This is a genomic window from Aeromonas sp. FDAARGOS 1404, from assembly GCF_019047085.1.
Taxonomy (GTDB): Bacteria; Pseudomonadota; Gammaproteobacteria; order Enterobacterales; family Aeromonadaceae; genus Aeromonas; species Aeromonas veronii.
The window spans coordinates 708,483-725,393 of the sequence record NZ_CP077237.1 but is presented as its reverse complement, the minus strand read 5'-3'; the positions used below and the strand labels follow the sequence as shown (position 1 = coordinate 725,393).

Below are 16,911 nucleotides of genomic sequence, written 5' to 3'. Positions count from 1 at the left end.
CGAGTTGAGCCCTATTATGCAGGTGGCACGTACCGAACAACAAATCGAGATCCCGACCAGCTGGTCTGCATTGCCTATGGGGGACTGGGTGGCGGCCGAGATCCAGGATCGGCTCGACAACTGGTGTCCCAATCTGTTTGGGTATCATCTGCTGAAAATTGGCGCTCTGAGCGCTGAACTCTCCTGCAAACGATCTTCCATTCGTCACCAGATCGGGGTCGCCCCCGGCGGGCGGTTGCTCGACATGTATGGCGATCCCCTCGATCTGCCGGTGCGGACCGGCAGCGTCGATGCCTGCCTGCTGGCTCACTGCCTTGATTTCTCCGCCGATCCCCACCAAGTGTTGCGCGAAGCCGAAAGAGTGTTGACCGACGATGGTTGGCTGATCATCAGTGGCTATAACCCCATGAGTCTGGTCGGGATCGGTCACTGTGTGCCGTTCTTGCGGCGCAGAATGCCCTGGTCGGCACGGATGTTCACCCCGGGGCGGGTGACGGACTGGTTGCATCTGCTGGGATGCGAGGTGATGTTCGAGGAGCGTTTCGGTTACTCGTTTATGGGGAAACAGAGCTGGCACAGTTGGTGGCGGGAGAGTATCGGGCGGGATTATTGCAGGGCATTTGCATCGGTATACGTGATTGCGGCCCGTAAACGGCGCTTTCCACTGATCCCGGTGCGGCGGCGCTGGCAACTGCCAAAGTCACTCGCTACACCGGGAATGGCCCGTCAGGGCTGGTAGCCGGTATCCTCGGCCAGATCCTTGCCGCAGGCGGCCTCTCTGGCCAGCTCGTCGCACCGTTCGTTCTCCGGGTGGCCGGAGTGACCCTTCACCCAGAGCCACTCAATCTGGTGGCGACCCACTTCCGCATCCAGCTCCTTCCAGAGATCGACGTTCTTGACCGGTTGCCGGTTGGCGGTCATCCACCCTTTCTTCTTCCAGCCGATGATCCACTGTGTGATCCCCTGGCGGACATACTGGCTGTCGGTAGTGAGGCGCACCTTGCACGGTTCGTTGAGGGTACGCAGCCCCATGATGGCGGCCATCAGCTCCATCCGGTTATTGGTGGTCAACCTGAATCCGGCGGAAATCTCTTTGCGGTGCTTGCCGTAGACCATCACGGCCCCGTAACCACCCGGGCCCGGATTGCCGAGGCAGGAGCCGTCGGTATAGACATCAATCTGTTTTAACATGAGCAATCAATCTGTTTTAACATGAGGCTTGGGGTAAACTAGCGAGTAAGTAAAGCCGAAGTTTGACATAGATTGGATCATGAACACACCCCAACTGAATCGCCAGATCATTCTGGATACTGAAACCACAGGTATGAATACGGCGGGCGGCCCTGTCTATCTGGGGCACCGCATTATCGAAATCGGCTGTGTGGAGGTGATCAACCGCAAGCTGACCGGTAACCACTATCACGTCTATATCAAGCCTGATCGTCTGGTCGACCCGGAAGCGATCCAGGTGCACGGTATTACCGACGAGTTCCTGCGTGACAAACCGTCGTTCAGCCAGATTGCCGACGAATTCCTCGAGTTCATCCGCGGCGCCGAACTGATCGCTCACAACGCACCGTTTGACGTGAGCTTCATGGACTACGAGTTCAGCAAGCTCGGACTCAACTTCAAGACGGCGGATATCTGCACCATCACAGATACCCTGGCGATGGCGCGGGATCTCTTCCCCGGCAAGCGCAACAACCTGGATGTGCTGTGCGATCGTTACGGTATCGACAACTCCCACCGTACCCTGCACGGGGCTTTGCTCGATGCGGAGATCCTGGCGGACGTCTATCTGTTGATGACCGGTGGTCAGACCAAACTCAATCTGGCCACCGAAAGCAATGAAAACGAGAGCAATCAGGACACCAGCATTCGCAGGTTGGAGAGCAACCGACCCGCCCTCAAGGTGGTGCGTGCCACTGCCGAGGTTCAGGCCCTGCACGAAGCGAGACTGGATCTGGTACAGAAAAAGGGAGGAAGTTGTCTGTGGCGGCAATGAGCAAGTGGTGTGCAGGTCTGCTGCTATTGCTCTCGCTGGGGGCGACGGCGACCGAGGTATTTGCCCCTTCCGATATCCCGCTGCTGGATAACCGCTTTCGCATCGATTATGGGGTTAAGGAGATCACCTTCATCATCAAGCGCAAGCCGGGCACCCCGTCCGTGATCCTGGTTCGCCCCGATGGCAGCAAGCTTTACGTGGGCAAGGTCAAACCTGCCGATGTGGGTTGGCTGGCGTTGCCGGAGCACGATCTCATTACCCTGCGCAATCCCATGCCGGGCCCCTGGCAGGCGATTGGCGAGGTGGATCCCGACAACCGGGTGCGCATTCTCTCCGATATCCGGCTCGATATCGCCGCCCTGCCGATGCAGCTCTATCAGGGGGAGGTGGTCAAGCTCAAGGCGTGGTTGCTGATCAATGGTCAGCCGCCGAAAGATAAATACTATCTCTCTGATCTTGGCATGACCGTCAAGCTGCAATCGTTCAGCGATGCCGATAAGAAAGAGGTCGTGCTGGATCAAGTACTTGGCCACTATCGCGATGATGGCAAGGGGCTCGACGAAGTGCCGGGCGATGGCATCATGACGGCGGAAGTGACGCTGCAGGATATTCCCGGTGGCAAGTACCGCGCCATGTTCAGCACGGGCAATCAGGTGTTTGTCCGTGCCCGTTATCAGGATGTGCTGCTTTACCCCTATCCGTTCAGTTATAACCTGGCGCCGCCTTCGGATGAGCTGGGTGCCAAGCTCTCACTGCTAATCGACCGTGATGAGCTGGATCCCGCTTCCGTGGTGGTCAAGGGGAGTGTGACCAGCAATGTGGGCGGCCTCTACGAGTTCAGCGAGACCGCCAGCGACCCCAAGCTTGATATCGATCTCTCCAACATCAAGGAGGTCGGTCAGCATGAGGTGAAAGCAACCCTCTATGGCACCACTCGCCTCGGCCGTGAGCTGAAAATCGAGTTGCCGGTGAAAACCTTCAATGTCTTCCCGCCACCGCCGCCTCCTGTAGAGGTGGTGTCGGCCGCCGCACCGGCCTCCAGTGCCGAGGCGACCCATGAAGCTCCGGCAGAGGAGGAAATGGGCTGGCTGATCTGGGCATTGGCGGGTGGTGGTGTGCTGCTGGCTGTATTGGGTGGGGTCGGGTTTGTGGTGATACAAAAACGGCGTGCCCTGAAGCGTGCTCTGGCCGCTGCGCAGGCCGAGAATCAGCAAGCCGGACAATCTGCCGCCAAGCTGGATCTCAATCTGCCAGAGCAGTAACCCTCGTACTGAAGTGGCGTGATGCCAGAGATAAAAAAACCGCCCTGATGAGCAGGGCGGTTTTTTTGAATTCATAAACAGAACAAGCTGGCTATCAGTGTTCGCCGATATAGACATCCTTGTTCTGCTCGCGGATCTCGAGGAACTTGTCCAGATTGGCCATCATCAGCTCGACCAGCTGGGGGTCGAAATGCTGCCCCTTCTCCTCTTCAATCAGGGCCAGCACCTTGTCCAGCGGCCACGCCTTCTTGTAGCAGCGATCCGAACCCAGGGCATCGAACACGTCAGCCAGCGCCACAATCCGCCCCTCCAGCGGAATATCGGCCCCCTTCAAACCGCGGGGATAGCCACTGCCATTCCACTTCTCATGGTGATTGCCAGCGATGGTGGCTCCAATCTGAAACAGCGCCAGATCGCTGCCGGAGAGCATATCCTGCCCGAGCTGGGCGTGGGTTTTCATGATCTCCCACTCTTCCGGTGTCAACTTGCCCGGCTTGTGCAAGATGGCATCGGGAATTCCCACCTTGCCAATATCATGGAGCGGCGAGGCACGTTTCACCAGCTCGCTCTGCTCTTCGCTCATGCCCATCAGGTGGCAGAATTGTTCGGTATAGAGCGCGACCCGTTTGACGTGCAGCCCTGACTCTTTTGAACGGGTTTCGACCAGTTCGCCGATGCGATAGATGATCTCCCGCTGGTTGTCGGCGATCACCTCATTGAGCCGGATATTCTCCAGCGCCACTATGATGTTTTCGGTAAACAGCGTCAGCAGACTGGTATCGATCTGGCTGAGCTGGCGGGTGGTCTCGATGTGGAATAGCAGGTGGTGGCGCGGATTCTGGCAGTAGAGCACCATCTGGGTGGCGTTATAGACGTTGCTGCGCTTGCTCATAGCCTGGCGCAGGATCTCCGGCGCGTCCGTGAGGAGCATGGCGGGATGGCCGGGGAGCAGGGGCTCCAATATTTGATCCTTCACCTCATAGGCGTATTGCTTGACGTCGTATATCTGGGTTTCCCCCAGATGGAGCAGGGCGCTGAGCTGCTCCTGGGCGCCTTCGACAAACTGGCGCAACGCCCGTTTCTCAAAGATCCCCTTGGAGGCTTCGATGACTTTTTCCAGCCCCTGACGGTTACTCTCCAGGGTGCGGATATCCCGATAGGATCGCAGGCTGGCCCGCAGCAGGGTGCGCAGCTTTTGGGAGGTGAGCTCGGTTTTATCCTTGTAGTCGTTGATGTCGTAGTTGGTGACCACGTCATCTTCCGGCGCCTGGCCGGGTTGGCCGGTACGCAACACGATGCGCACCATCTTGTTTTGCAGATCTTCGCGGACGTATTTGACGACGTCGAGACCGGCATGGTCGACTTCCATCACCACATCCAGCAGCAGCAGGGCGACATCCGGCGTAGTCGCCAGCAGCTCCTTGGCTTGTGCTGCGGAATAGGCGTGCAGAAAGTCGATGGGGCGATTGTCAAACTCGAACTTGTTCAGGGTGATCTTGGTGATGCGATGAACCTCGGGTTCATCGTCAACGATCATCACTTTCCAGCCCGCTTGCTGCACATCGGTGAGAGCAAGATCGTCGTCATCAATAATCAGGATTTCGTCATCCATCATACAATCCTGTTTGGCATCCTGTGCTTACATTAACTGCTCAACTAAGGATAGGAAACTTATTGAGAAATAAAATTTGATCTCGCAAAACTATGGTCGAAATAAGCAAATGGAACCCTTTGGCCAATCCAGGTGAGGTGCGGGCTTTCTGTTGTGAATCAAGGTGTCCCAATGCACCACCTTGTGTCCCTCACCCGGTTGAGCCGCAAGAGGGAAAAAGCCAGTCCGGCTCGGATCAAGGATAAAGACGAGAATAGATCTTATTTGATAATTATTCCTATTTAAGGGTAGCATGCAGGTTGATTCGAAGAGGAGTTTATTCGTGACCCAGAGCCTGCCTCCCAATCGCCCCCGTCCGGTGACGGTCAAGCGAGTGCAACAACTTACCCCTCATCTGCGGCGCATCACGTTTGGCGGCCGTGAACTGGCCGATTATCCCTTTACCTGCGGTGGTGCCCATATCAAGGTGATGCTGGCCCAGCCTCACCAGAGCGAACCCGTCATGCCAGCCATGACGGCGGGCGGCCCGCGCTGGAGCAATCCGGCGGACAAGCCGGTGATCCGCACCTACACCATCCGCGCGTTTCGCCGTGATGAGCTGGAGCTCGATATCGACTTTGTTCTGCATGGCGATAGCGGGCCAGCCAGTGCTTTTGCTGCCCATGCCAAGCTGGGGGATAAGGTGATTCTCTCCGGGCCGGGTGGCCCCAACCCCATGCTGCAACCGGCAGAGCACTACTGTCTGGTGGGCGATCTCACCGCCTTGCCCGCCATCATGGCGATGTGCGAAGTGATGCCTGCCGATGCCTGCGGGGAGATTGCCATCCTGTTGCCGGATCAGGCGGATGCCCAGCCGCTGACACTGCCGGTCGGCGTACACTGCCACTGGTTTGTGGGAGAGCCCGCAACCAGCGGTATTCTGGAGCATGTGCAGGCCTTGCCTCTCTCTCGGGATGGCGGTTTCTTCTGGCTCGGTGGGGAGGAGGCGCTGGTGCTGCCGCTGCGTCGCCATTTTCGTTCCGTGCTCGAGGTGGATCGCCAGTCGCTCTATGCGGTTCCTTACTGGCGCAGAGGCAAGAGTGAAGAGGCCTATCATCAGACTCGCCATGATGTGATGGACAGCTGAGCAGAAGAGAGCCAGCCACACATCAAAGCTTGCAAATAAAAATGATTTGCATTTAGTATTGCGCCGTCCGGGTATTCGTCCGGGCGGCGTTTTTATTTCCGTTGACACAAGAGTGCCCTGTTTTCATGTCGGTTTGGCTGGATGTTGTCAGACCCCAACGCAAGGAGTTGTAAAGGGTGGTTAAGTACCAGACCCGTCTGTTCTGGCTGGCATTGCTCCTTCTCTGCACGCTGTTTTGCCTCTCGCTGGCCACCGGGGCCGGCGTCTATGGTGCCCGCGAGGTGTTCGGGTATCTGACGCACAATCCCCTGTGGGTCAGTGACGAGAAACTTGCCATGGTGCTCAATACCTTGCGGCTGCCGCGCACTCTCTGTGCCATGGTGGTCGGCGCCTCTTTATCTCTGGCGGCCTCCTTGTTGCAGAGCGCGACCCGCAACCCGCTGGCGGAACCCGGCCTGCTGGGGGTCAACGCCGGGGCCGTCTTTGCGCTGGTAGTGGGGCTTACCTGGTTCGGGGTGGAGTCCGCCTACGGCTATCTGCTCTGGGCCGGACTCGGCGCGCTGTTGGGCAACGTGATTGTGCTGGGGCTTGGCATGATGATTGGCCGCTCCAACCCCCTCAAGCTCATTCTGGTCGGGGTGGCGCTCTCCGCCACCTTCGGCGGTCTCTCCAGCTTTCTGCTGCTCTCCAACAAGATGGTGCTGGAGCAGTACCGCTTCTGGAACCTCGGCTCCCTGTCGGCGGCCAATCTCGATGCCATCATTGCCGTGCTGCCCTTCGTGCTGGCGGCGTTTGTCATCACCTTGCTGCTCTGTCGCCAGCTGACCCTGATGCAGATGGGGGACAGTCAGGCCCAAGCGCTGGGGATCCGCCCCAACCGGGTGCGGATTGGCGTGCTGCTGGCCGCAACCCTGTTTACCGCCAGTGCCATTGCTATCGCTGGCCCCATCGGCTTTGTCGGCTTTCTGGCCGCCTACTGTGGCCGACTGGTGGAGCCGGTGAAACTGTCGGTGCAGGTCTGTTTCTCCGCCCTGTTCGGCATGCTGTTTCTGCTGTTGGCCGACATTCTGGCGCGCTGGCTGATCCAGCCGTTCGAGTTGCCCAACGGGGTTATTCTGGCCCTGATTGGCGCACCAGTGCTGATCGCCATCGTCCATCGCGGGGGCTTTCGTACCCTGCTGACCGTCAAGTGAGGGGCTGATGCGTACACCTACCGATATGCTCTGCCTGCGGGCCGGCAACCGCTCTTTGCTGATCCATCTGCCGAGCTGGCGCTGGCTGGTACTGCTGGCCATGGCGCTGCTGGCGCTGGCTCTGCTGGCCCTGAGCGTTGGCGGCGGCAAGCTCGGCTTTGCCGGGGTGGTCAACACCCTGCTGGGGGAGGGGACGCGGCTTGAGCAGCTCACCCTCTTCAAGATCCGGCTGCCGCGCATCCTTGGGGTCGTGGTGGCAGGGGCCGCCATGGGGCTTTCCGGCTGTCTGGTGCAGACGCTGGTTCGCAACCGGCTGGCCACCCCCGACATGGTGGGGGTCAACAACGGCGCCTCTCTGGCCATCATCATCTTTTCCCTCTACCTGACCGTGGGCAGCTGGCCCTGGTGGGCTGCCCCCATCGGCGCTATCTTCGCGGCGCTGGTGCTCTATGCTCTCTGCCGCAAGCCGGGTGAGCAGGGCTATCTGTTCGTGGTGATCGGCATCGGCCTCTCCGAGCTGTTCGAGGCGCTCGGCCAGTTTGTGATGTCCACCCAGGCCTTGCTGCACCTGAGCTCTCTCTATCTGTGGAATATGGGCAGCTTTATCGCCGTGGGTTACAGCACCATCACCCCCATCGCCATCCTGTTGCTGCTGCTCTGCCCCTGGATCGTCTATCTCTCCCGCTCGCTGGCGGTGCTGCGCTTTGGCCCCGAGATGGCCAGAGGGCTTGGCGTCAACGGCGATCGGGTGCAGTTGGGCGTTCTGGCGCAGGCCATTCTGGTGGCAGCGCTCGGCACCGCCATCGGCGGCCCCGTGGTCTTTATCGCCATGGCGGCCCCCATTCTTGCCTCCTGGCTGGTGAAAGACCGGGTGGTGCCGCTCTGGCTGGCGGCGCTTAGCGGCGCCCTGCTGCTGCTTGCCAGCGATACCTTGGTCCGGGTGCTGGCCAGCCCCCACGAGGTGGCGACCGGCATCATGACCCGCATTCTCGGCGGCCTGTTGCTGCTGTTTCTTCTTGTTAATGATCGCCAGAGGGCTGACTGATGACGCTCACCGTAAATCGCCTCCACTTCGCCTATCAGCAGACGCCCATCCTGCGGGATATCTCCTTCAGCGTGCCGAGAGGCAAGCTGGTGGGGATCGTCGGCCCCAACGGCTGCGGCAAATCGACCCTGCTCAAGCTGTTATCCGGCCAGATGAAAGCCCAACGCGGCGAGATCCTGCTCAAGGGCAAGCCGCTTGCCAGCTACCCCATGAAGGGGCTGGCGCGGGAGCTCGCTTATCTACCCCAGCGGCCGACCCTGCCTGCCGGCATTCTGGTTGAGCAGCTGGTGCAGTATGGCCGCCACCCCCATCAGGGCTGGTTCAATCAGTGGGGTGAGGAGGATGCCCGCATGGTGCGTATTGCCTGCGAGCGAATGCAGCTTGAGGGGATCTGGCAGCAGAGCGCCGCGTCCCTCTCCGGCGGGCAGGCACAGCGGGCGTGGCTGGCGATGATCCTGGCGCAGGACAGCGACATGGTGCTGCTTGACGAGCCCACCAGTGCCCTCGATATCGGTCACCAGACCGAGGTGATGGAGGCGATTCATCGCATCACCGCCGAGGGCAAAACCGTGCTGCTGGTGATCCACGATCTGGCGATGGCGGCCCGCTACTGTGACGAGCTGATCGCCATCGGCGAGGGGACCATTGCCGCCATGGGCCCGGCCTGGGAGGTGGTGACCAAATCCCTGATCGACCAGCTCTACCAGACCAGTGTCGACATTCTGCATGCCCCCGGTGACGGGGCGCCCATTATCGTACCCCGTCGCCACGAACATGGCCGCACCCTGCGTTCGGCGAGTTGAGTCATATGGGACTGCTCTATTGGTCCACCGAGTGTATTCACGCGGCCGATTATCCGTGCCGTGCAACGAGAAGGAGTGAGATGATGAAGCGTTTTGCCGCCCTGGCAGCAGCCATCCTGATGCTGGCTGCGCCGCTGGTTCAGGCGCAGGAGATGCGTGAAGTGACCGATGCGTTTGGCCAGAAGGTGCAGGTGCCAGTCCAGCCAACGCGGGTGGTGGTGCTGAGCGAGCTCGAACTCGACAGCACCCTGACCCTGGGACTGACCCCCATCGGCGCCGTCAATGGCCGTGGTCAACCCACCTTGCCTCGCTATTTGCTTAACAAGGCGGGTATGGGGATCCAGGTGATCGGCGATCTCGACAGCCCCAATCTGGAGTCGCTGATTGCGCTGGAGCCCGACCTTATCCTGACCGGCCAGACCCGTCCCGAACTGCTTACCTTGCTGGGGGAGATCGCGCCGACCGTGGTGACCAGCAAGTGGGGGGAGCCGTGGCAGGATAGCTTCCGCCGCACCGCCCACACCCTTAACCGCGACCAGCAAGGGGATACTTTCTTGCTGCAGTATGCCGAGCGGTTGACTCAGGCCCGCAGCAAGCTTGCCAATCATCAGGGGGAGAGCATCAGCATAGTGCGCTGGAACCCCAAGGGGCCGAGCTTTATGTATCAGGGCACCTTTGCCAGCAGCGTAGTGGAGTCGATGGGGCTGGTACGCCCAAGCAAGCAGCAGGGTACTGGCGCACCCCACTCACCGGCGCTGAGTCTGGAGTCCCTCAACCTGCTGGATGCCGACTGGCTGGTGGTCGGCACCCTGAGCGCCACCGGTGATGCGGTGGATGCCATGCGTCAGGCGGAGCAGACCCCAGCGTTCCAGCAGTTGCCGGTGATCAAAGCCAAGCGCTTTGGCGCTGTGGATGGGTCGCTCTGGACCTCCAGCGGCGGCCCGCAGGCGGCTCTCAAGGTGATCGAGGATGTGGAGCAGTTGCTGTCAACCCGCAGCTGAGTGCTATCGCGTGCCAGAGGTTGACCACACGAACAGGTTGATCAAAAGAAGAGGGAGGCTGATGGCTCCCTCTTGCGTTGTCACTGTCTATCGTGACCTCTTGGCGAGCCAGAGCCGTTTATTGCGGCTGGATGGCTGTCACTGTGAGCTTGCCGCTCTGGCTTTCGGCATGAAAGTGGATGGCATCCCCCACCTTCAGCCCCTTGAGCTGGGCCGGATCTGCCACTCGAAAGACCATGGTCATGGCGGGCATCTTGAGATTCTCGATCGCCTCGTGCTTGATGCCGACCTTGCCGCTCCCCTCATCGAGGCGGGTAATGACCCCCTTGGTCATCACCATTGCGGCCTGTTCGCTCATCTCACCCGTCTGACTCATATCGTGCCCTTCATGGTGCATCATCTCTTCGGCTTGCAGGTTGGTCTGGGTGGCAAGGCCAAGCAGCAGGGTCAGGGTCAGCGTTTTGTAGTTCATGATGGTTTCCTTATCGTTCAGTCAATATGGATCGTGAAATCGGGTTATTCGGATTGCGGGTACGCGCTCTTGCCAAGGCTGCGACTGCGCCACAGGTAGTAGGCGGCGGGCAGCACCAAGAGGGTTAGCACCAGCGCGCTCACCATGCCGCCGATCATGGGGGCGGCGATGCGCTGCATCACCTCGGATCCGGTGCCGTGGCTCCACATGATGGGCAAGAGGCCAGCGATGATGGTGACCACCGTCATCATCTTGGGGCGTAGGCGCAGGGCGGCGCCCTGGATCACCGCCCGGTGCAGACCCGCCTTGTCCGGCTTGCCACTGGCCACCAGGTCATCCCAGGCATGGTTGAGGTAGACCAGCATCAAGACGCCGGTCTCTACCGCCACCCCCGCCAGAGCGATAAAGCCCACCCCGACCGCCACCGAGAGGTTGAAGTCGAGCAGCCAGAGGGTCCAGATCCCCCCCACCACCGCCAGCGGCAAGGTGGTGAGAATGAGCAGCACCTCCTGAACGCGGCGAAACGCCAGATAGAGCAGCAGCACGATAATGGCGACCGTCAGCGGCACCACGTAGGCGAGGCGCGCCTTGGCCCGTTCCATGTACTCGTATTGGCCAGACCAGGTGAGGGCGTAGCCCGCCGGCAGCACCAGCTGCTTGCCCACCTCGGCTTTGGCCTCATCGACGAAGGAGCCGATATCGCGGCCGCGAATATCGACGTAGACCCAGCCGTTGAGCCGCGCGTTTTCACTGCGCAGCATGGGGGCTTCATCGCTGATGTAGACCCGGGCTACATCCGCCAGCGCGATGCGAGCGCCACTTGGAGTGACCACCGGCAGCAGCTCCAAGCTGGCTACAGAATCGCGATAGCTCTGGGGGTAGCGCAGGTTGATGGGATAGCGTTCGCGCCCCTCGATGGTTTGGCCCACCTCCATGCCGCCCACTGCGGTGGCGAGCACCGCCTGTACATCGGCGATGTTGAGGCCATAGCGGGCCGCTTTGAGCCGGTCGATATCCACCTTCACGTAGCGGCCACCCGCCACCCGCTCGGCGTAGACCGATGAGGCGCCCTCCACCTTGCCAACGATCTGTTCGAGCTGTTGGCCGAGTTGCTGGATCACCTTGAGATCCGGCCCCGCTATCTTGATGCCGACCGGGGTCTTGATACCGGTGGCAAGCATGTCGATGCGGGTCTTGATGGGGGGCACCCAGGCGTTGGTGAGGCCGGGGAAGCGGATGAGGGAGTCGAGCTCCTCTTTCAGCTTCTCCGGGGTCATGCCGGGGCGCCACTGATCCCGGGGCTTGAGCTGGATGCTGGTCTCCATCATCACCAGATCGGCAGGGTCGGTGGCGGTTTCGGCGCGCCCCGCCTTGCCGAACACGTTCTGCACCTCGGGCACGGTGCGAATGAGCTTGTCGGTCTGCTGCAAAATCTCCCGCGCCTTGCCCACCGAGATATTGGCCGCGGTGGTGGGCATATACATGATGTCCCCCTCATCGAGCGGCGGAATAAACTCGGAGCCCAGGTACTTGAGCGGCCAGAAGCCCGCCACCGTCACCACGGCGGCGACAGCCAGAGTGGTTTTCGGACGGGCCAAGACGGCTTTGAGCAGCGGCACATAGCCCTGGCTTAGCCAGCGGTTCAGCGGGTTGGCCTGCTCCGCCAGCACCTTGCCACGGATGAAGTAACCCATGATCACCGGAACGAGAGTGATGGCGAGCCCGGCCGCCGCCGCCATGGCGTAGGTCTTGGTGTAGGCGAGCGGGTGGAACATCCGCCCCTCCTGCGCCTCCAGCGCGAACACTGGCAGGAAGCTGATGGTGATGATCAGCAGGGAGAAGAAGATGGCGGGCCCCACCTCGATGCTCGCCTCCGTGATGATGCGCCAGCGGTTCTTGTCGGTGAGCGCCTCCCGCTCCATGTGTTTGTGGACGTTCTCGATCATCACGATGGCGCCATCCACCATGGCGCCGATGGCGATGGCGATGCCCCCGAGCGACATGATGTTGGCGTTGATCCCCTGCAGGTGCATGACGATAAAGGCGGTCAGGATGGCGATGGGCAGGGTGATGACCACCACCAGCGACGAGCGCAGGTGGAACAGGAAGGCCAGACAGACCAGCACCACCACTGCGAACTCCTCCACCAGCTTGCCGGAGAGGTTATCGATGGCGCGCTGGATAAGGTCGGAGCGATCGTAGACGGTGACCACCTCCACCCCCTCCGGCAGGCTGCTCTTCAGCTGGGCGAGCCGCGTCTTGACCCCGTTGATGGTGTGCTGGGCATTCTCGCCGTAGCGCATCACTATGATGCCGCCCACCACTTCCCCTTCGCCGTTGAGCTCGGCCAGACCGCGCCGGCTCTGGGGGCCGGTGACTACATCCGCCACGTCACCCAGCAGCAGCGGGGCGCCGCGTACCGTGGTGCCGAGCGGGATCTGCTTCAGATCCTCGACACTCTTCAGATAGCCGTTGGAGCGCACCATGTACTCCGCTTCCGCCATCTCGATGACGGAGGCGCCGGTCTCCTGATTGCCCTGTTTGATGGCGGTCTCGATAAGGGAGAGCGGAATGCCGTAGGCGCGCAGCTTGTCCGGATCGACCCGCACCTGATACTGGCGCACCATGCCACCGACTGTAGCGACCTCGGAGACCCCCTCAACCGTCTGCAACTCGTACTTGAGGAACCAGTTCTGCAGCGAGGTGAGCTGGCTGAGGTCATGCTTGCCGGTTCTGTCCACCAGCGCGTACTGATAGACCCAGCCCACCCCGGTGGCATCGGGGCCGAGCTGGGGACGGGCAGAGGCGGGTAGGTTGGGGGCAACCTGGCTCAAATACTCCAGCACCCGGGCGCGGGCCCAGTAGAGGTCGGTGTTGTCGTCAAACAGCACATAGACGAAGGAGTCGCCGAAGAAGGAGTAGCCGCGCACCGTGGTGGCCCCCGGCACCGCCAGCATGGCGGTGGTGAGCGGGTAAGTCACCTGATCCTCCACCACCTGGGGCGCCTGGCCCGGATAGGCCGTCTTGATGATCACCTGTACGTCGGAGAGATCCGGCAGGGCGTCCACCGGGGTCTGTTTGACCGACCAGAGCCCCCAGGCGGTGAGCATGAGGGTCAATAGCAGCACCAGAAAGCGGTTGCCGATGGACCAGCGAATGATGGAAGGGATCATGATCTGGCTCCTCCCTCTTGGCATGGCGTGAACGGCAGGACATGGTTGCTAGTAAAGCGGCAAGAGATCGACGGGATCATGACTTCTTCTCCATCTCGGGCATCGCCATCTGATGCTGGCTATGGTCCATGCCTTCCATCTCATCCGACGCAGGCTTGGCTTCGCCGTCAGTAGCGGTTGCCTTCTCCTGATGGATGTTGGTGATGCGGTACTCATCCCCATCCTGCATCACCTGCAGATGGAGGGTCTGCCCCTCGGCCAGCTGGCTGATGTCGACCCCTTCGGCGACGGTGAATTCCATCTCCATGGCGGGCCACTGCCACTCGGGGATGGGCTGGTGGGAGACCATCAGGGTGCGGTTGGCCAGATCGATGCTTTCAACCTCGCCCTGGGTCCACACCTGGGCGGGGCGCACTGCAGTCATACGCTGGAAGTCTGAATCGATGGCCGACTCGGAGTCGAGCAGGAACTGGGTCGAGCTGACTATGCTGTCACCCGCTTCCACCCCTGCCTTGATGGCAACCTTGTCGCCAAACTGGGGGCCGAGAGTGATGGCGACCGACTTGAAGTTGCCATCCCCCAGCGCCAGCACCAGCCGATCCTGACTGCCGGTGCGGATCACAGCTTCGCTCGGCACCACCAATTGCGGCTCTCCCTGCCCGGTGCGAATGCTCACCTTGGCAAACATATTGGGTTTCAAAAACTCGTCCGGGTTGTCAAAGCGCAGTCGCACCTTGAGGGTGCGAGTAGCTGCGTCCAGTGTCGGGTAGAGGTAATCCACCTTACCTTGCCAACTGCGACCGGGGGCATAGTCGAGAGTCATGGTGACCGGATCCCCCACCTTCAGCTGGGCTGCCTGGCGCTCGAATACCTCGGCACTGACCCACACCTGCTTGAGGGTGCTGATGTTAAACAGCGCCGCAGCGGGCTCCACATACTGGCCTTCGCGCACTTTCAGCTCGGAGACATAACCGCTGCTTGGGGCATAGATACGCACCGTCTCCTGCACCTGACGGCTGCGCTTGAGGGCCGCAATCTGATCTGCCGGCACCTGCAGGGACTTGAGCTTGCCCTCGGCGGCGCGCAGCAGCAGCGGATTGGCGGTGTTGAGTGCCAGCAGGTACTCGTGCTGGGCGTTGACCAGATCCGGGGCGTAGAGCTCGTAAATCAGGCTCCCCTTACTCACCTGCTGCCCCTCGCTCTTGATGGCGAGGGTGCGGATCCAGCCCGCCATGCGGGCGTTGACCGCCTCCAGTCGGTCTTCGTCATAGCCGACGTAGCCCACCGTTTCGATCTGCTGGTGGATGGGCAATTTTTCCACCTTAGCAAGGCGCACCCCCAGGTTCTGCTGGATCTCGGGGCTGATGGTGACGGTGCCCGGCGAGCCGTTTTTTTGTTCCTCATAGACGGGGATAAAGTCCATCCCCATGTTGTCCTTGGCCGGGCCGTCGCGCTTGTCGCGGGGATCCATGGGGTTGACCCAGTAAAGGGGCGTCTTCTCTTTGACACTGGCGCCATCGGAGGTCTGTTTGGCGGCCCAGTAGCCGCCACCGGCACCAAGGGCGAGCAGCAGGGCCGACATCAGGATGATCTTGTTCATGACTGGCCTCCGGCGCGGATCTGCATGCAGAAAGTGCAGGAGGATAAGGCGCCCGCGAAGGCAGCAACCTTGGACGGTGAAAAGTGGGCTGGTGACATAATACGTCTTCTCTTTTGCAGGCCGCCGGTCGGGTGAGGTGCAAGGCATCACCCAAGGGGCTGGCGGCAAACGGGGCGCAGCTGTATCAGTGCGCACGGCTCCCTGTGAGCGGACCGGTTTGGCCGGGGCGCAGGGTCAGGCAAGGCTGCAGAAAACTGACAAGCCAAGGCTTGTCGCTGCCGCAAGAGAAGGACTTTCTAGTGGCGTAACACCGACAGCATCAGATGTCGGCGCGGCCAGGAAGGAGGGTGAGTACCGCGGGAGCGCAGGAAGGGATCCCGCAACCAGTTATCAAGCAGTGACGCTGCGACGTTGTTGCCAAGCAGCAGGGGGAAGATCAGCAGGGCGACCAATACACCCAGCAGAGCCATCGCGCCGAAGGAGAGAGCATTGACGCCGGTCTGCATCTGGCACTCATCGCCCATGGCTGACCCCTCGTCTCCCTGATGGCAGGAGAGAGGCATGACATCGCCCGAGTGATCCATAGCGAGCATTGCATGAGAGATATCGTCATCCGCAACCGCCATGGATGAATCGAACATCACCATCGACTGGGCGCTGTTTGGGGTCGGCTCGGAGGCGGGGGGAGAACCATGCCAGCTGATGCAGAGGGTCAGATTGCAGACGAGCAGCAGCGCCAGCAATAGCCGGGCCAGAGCAACACAGGGCAATCTTGCAGCAAGCTGGGTGAGTGACAATCCGAGCATCCTTCGGGAATAAGTTGCCAAACTCTAAACCTTGCTCGCAGGAGAAGGTCAAGGCTTCTGCTGGCGCTGCTGTTGCAGGTAGAGGTCACTGTACTTTTCCAGCAACTGGTCTATCCATTGACTCATGCCGGGCGCTTGCAACATGGGCTCCAGTTGTTCGAGGGTGTCAAGATGGGTGGATTGCAGTGAAACAGAAATATAGAGCTCACCGCGCTGCAGTGGCCACTGCAGATCAGCCAGCCCGCTGTCCGGGTAATTGTCGCTCAGAAACAGGCGACCGGAAGAGCGGCCATAAGGAACGAAGTCGACCCGGTCACTGGCCAGCAGGCCAAATACCTGCTTGAGGGAGTTGACCCTGTAGATGCGGGTATTCTCTTGCAAAAAATCATCCATTTCGCTGCCAAGGCTAACGCCTATCATCATGGCGCCCCGCAGTCCGGTCAGGTCCTCCCGTCGTTGCAACAAGCGGCTGCCGGGTTGGCGCACGAACACCGCCATGTCATTGATGGCCATGGGGGTTCGGGTAAAGCGGGAGTAGTGCGCTCTCTCTTCGTTGCGCAGCGCACAGATATTGATGTCGACCTCTCCTTTCGCCACTTTCTGCTGACAGCGGGCCCAGGGGCCCACATAGGCGAGATCCACATTGAAACCCAACCGTTGATAGAGGGTACTGGCTACTTCGGCACAAACGCCGATAATCTTGCCATCGCTCAGCCAGTTCCAGGGGGGATAATCGTGATGACCACAGGCGGAGAGGGTAGTGGTCGTCAAGGTCGTCGCGAGCCAGAGCTGAGCCAGCATATCCGGATCCTG

The 16,911-nt window shown here is 60.6% G+C and carries 15 protein-coding genes; 8 read left to right on the top strand and 7 right to left on the bottom strand.

Features of this window, described 5'->3' with window-relative positions; all coding sequences use genetic code 11:
• Positions 1–16: 16 nt before the first annotated feature.
• Positions 17–739, top strand: coding sequence for a methyltransferase domain-containing protein (locus tag I6L34_RS03200; protein ID WP_216955630.1), 723 nt, complete (start codon positions 17–19; stop codon positions 737–739).
• On the opposite strand, the gene rnhA is transcribed toward I6L34_RS03200, so the two are convergent.
• Positions 727–1,191: a ribonuclease HI gene (gene rnhA, locus I6L34_RS03195; protein WP_021231230.1), complete on the bottom strand. Its 465-nt coding sequence runs from the start codon at positions 1,189–1,191 to the stop codon at positions 727–729. The genes I6L34_RS03200 and rnhA overlap by 13 nt on opposite strands.
• A 79-nt stretch (positions 1,192–1,270) precedes the next feature.
• On the opposite strand from rnhA, the gene dnaQ reads away from it, so the two are divergent.
• A complete protein-coding gene (gene dnaQ / locus I6L34_RS03190) occupies positions 1,271–2,005 on the top strand; it encodes a DNA polymerase III subunit epsilon (RefSeq protein ID WP_088869726.1) in 735 nt (244 codons plus the stop codon).
• Complete coding sequence (locus tag I6L34_RS03185) at positions 2,002–3,267, top strand: TIGR03503 family protein (RefSeq protein ID WP_216955628.1); 1,266 nt, start codon at positions 2,002–2,004, stop codon at positions 3,265–3,267. Before dnaQ ends, I6L34_RS03185 begins: the two co-directional genes overlap by 4 nt.
• A gap of 94 nt (positions 3,268–3,361) precedes the next feature.
• Here the strand turns inward: I6L34_RS03185 and I6L34_RS03180 are convergent, their stop codons facing one another.
• Complete coding sequence (locus tag I6L34_RS03180) at positions 3,362–4,879, bottom strand: HD domain-containing phosphohydrolase (RefSeq protein WP_216956864.1); 1,518 nt, start codon at positions 4,877–4,879, stop codon at positions 3,362–3,364.
• A 322-nt stretch (positions 4,880–5,201) separates the two neighbouring features.
• Here I6L34_RS03180 and I6L34_RS03175 point away from each other — a divergent pair, with 322 nt between their 5' ends.
• The 5 genes from I6L34_RS03175 to I6L34_RS03155 all read left to right on the top strand — a co-directional run bounded on the left by I6L34_RS03175 (position 5,202) and on the right by I6L34_RS03155 (position 10,047).
• Positions 5,202–6,005 (top strand): siderophore-interacting protein, encoded by an 804-nt coding sequence (locus I6L34_RS03175; RefSeq protein WP_216955626.1) that lies wholly within the window; start codon positions 5,202–5,204, stop codon positions 6,003–6,005.
• A gap of 176 nt (positions 6,006–6,181) precedes the next feature.
• Positions 6,182–7,198, top strand: a complete 1,017-nt coding sequence (locus tag I6L34_RS03170; RefSeq protein ID WP_216955625.1) for an iron ABC transporter permease — start codon at positions 6,182–6,184, stop codon at positions 7,196–7,198.
• A 7-nt stretch (positions 7,199–7,205) separates the two neighbouring features.
• Positions 7,206–8,243 (top strand): iron chelate uptake ABC transporter family permease subunit, encoded by a 1,038-nt coding sequence (locus tag I6L34_RS03165; RefSeq protein WP_216955622.1) that lies wholly within the window; start codon positions 7,206–7,208, stop codon positions 8,241–8,243.
• Positions 8,243–9,046, top strand: a complete 804-nt coding sequence (locus tag I6L34_RS03160; protein WP_216955618.1) for an ABC transporter ATP-binding protein — start codon at positions 8,243–8,245, stop codon at positions 9,044–9,046. Before I6L34_RS03165 ends, I6L34_RS03160 begins: the two co-directional genes overlap by 1 nt.
• A gap of 83 nt (positions 9,047–9,129) precedes the next feature.
• Positions 9,130–10,047: an iron-siderophore ABC transporter substrate-binding protein gene (locus I6L34_RS03155; RefSeq protein ID WP_058055872.1), complete on the top strand. Its 918-nt coding sequence runs from the start codon at positions 9,130–9,132 to the stop codon at positions 10,045–10,047.
• 118 nt (positions 10,048–10,165) lie between these two features.
• Here the strand turns inward: I6L34_RS03155 and I6L34_RS03150 are convergent, their stop codons facing one another.
• From I6L34_RS03150 to I6L34_RS03130, 5 genes are all read right to left on the bottom strand, one after another.
• Positions 10,166–10,519, bottom strand: a complete 354-nt coding sequence (locus I6L34_RS03150) for a copper-binding protein (RefSeq protein ID WP_040067936.1) — start codon at positions 10,517–10,519, stop codon at positions 10,166–10,168.
• A 44-nt stretch (positions 10,520–10,563) separates the two neighbouring features.
• Complete coding sequence (locus I6L34_RS03145) at positions 10,564–13,692, bottom strand: efflux RND transporter permease subunit (RefSeq protein ID WP_216955616.1); 3,129 nt, start codon at positions 13,690–13,692, stop codon at positions 10,564–10,566.
• A gap of 76 nt (positions 13,693–13,768) precedes the next feature.
• Positions 13,769–15,292, bottom strand: a complete 1,524-nt coding sequence (locus I6L34_RS03140) for an efflux RND transporter periplasmic adaptor subunit (protein WP_216955614.1) — start codon at positions 15,290–15,292, stop codon at positions 13,769–13,771.
• 296 nt (positions 15,293–15,588) lie between these two features.
• The gene (locus I6L34_RS03135) at positions 15,589–16,089 is read right to left on the bottom strand and encodes a hypothetical protein (protein ID WP_058058838.1); all 501 of its coding nucleotides are present in this window, start codon (positions 16,087–16,089) and stop codon (positions 15,589–15,591) included.
• 57 nt (positions 16,090–16,146) lie between these two features.
• Positions 16,147–16,899, bottom strand: coding sequence for an ABC transporter substrate-binding protein (locus I6L34_RS03130; protein WP_075115236.1), 753 nt, complete (start codon positions 16,897–16,899; stop codon positions 16,147–16,149).
• Between the last annotated feature and the right edge of the window lie 12 nt (positions 16,900–16,911).

Excerpts from the sequence above, each read along its gene's own strand:
- I6L34_RS03200 (WP_216955630.1), top strand. The coding sequence starts at position 17 with ATGCAGGTGGCACGTACCGAACAACAAATCGAGATCCCGACCAGCTGG.
- rnhA (WP_021231230.1), bottom strand. The coding sequence starts at position 1,191 with ATGTTAAAACAGATTGATGTCTATACCGACGGCTCCTGCCTCGGCAAT.
- dnaQ (WP_088869726.1), top strand. The coding sequence starts at position 1,271 with ATGAACACACCCCAACTGAATCGCCAGATCATTCTGGATACTGAAACC.
- I6L34_RS03185 (WP_216955628.1), top strand. The coding sequence starts at position 2,002 with ATGAGCAAGTGGTGTGCAGGTCTGCTGCTATTGCTCTCGCTGGGGGCG.
- I6L34_RS03180 (WP_216956864.1), bottom strand. The coding sequence starts at position 4,879 with ATGGATGACGAAATCCTGATTATTGATGACGACGATCTTGCTCTCACC.
- I6L34_RS03165 (WP_216955622.1), top strand. The coding sequence starts at position 7,206 with ATGCGTACACCTACCGATATGCTCTGCCTGCGGGCCGGCAACCGCTCT.
- I6L34_RS03160 (WP_216955618.1), top strand. The coding sequence starts at position 8,243 with ATGACGCTCACCGTAAATCGCCTCCACTTCGCCTATCAGCAGACGCCC.
- I6L34_RS03155 (WP_058055872.1), top strand. The coding sequence starts at position 9,130 with ATGAAGCGTTTTGCCGCCCTGGCAGCAGCCATCCTGATGCTGGCTGCG.
- I6L34_RS03150 (WP_040067936.1), bottom strand. The coding sequence starts at position 10,519 with ATGAACTACAAAACGCTGACCCTGACCCTGCTGCTTGGCCTTGCCACC.
- I6L34_RS03145 (WP_216955616.1), bottom strand. The coding sequence starts at position 13,692 with ATGATCCCTTCCATCATTCGCTGGTCCATCGGCAACCGCTTTCTGGTG.
- I6L34_RS03140 (WP_216955614.1), bottom strand. The coding sequence starts at position 15,292 with ATGAACAAGATCATCCTGATGTCGGCCCTGCTGCTCGCCCTTGGTGCC.
- I6L34_RS03130 (WP_075115236.1), bottom strand. The coding sequence starts at position 16,899 with ATGCTGGCTCAGCTCTGGCTCGCGACGACCTTGACGACCACTACCCTC.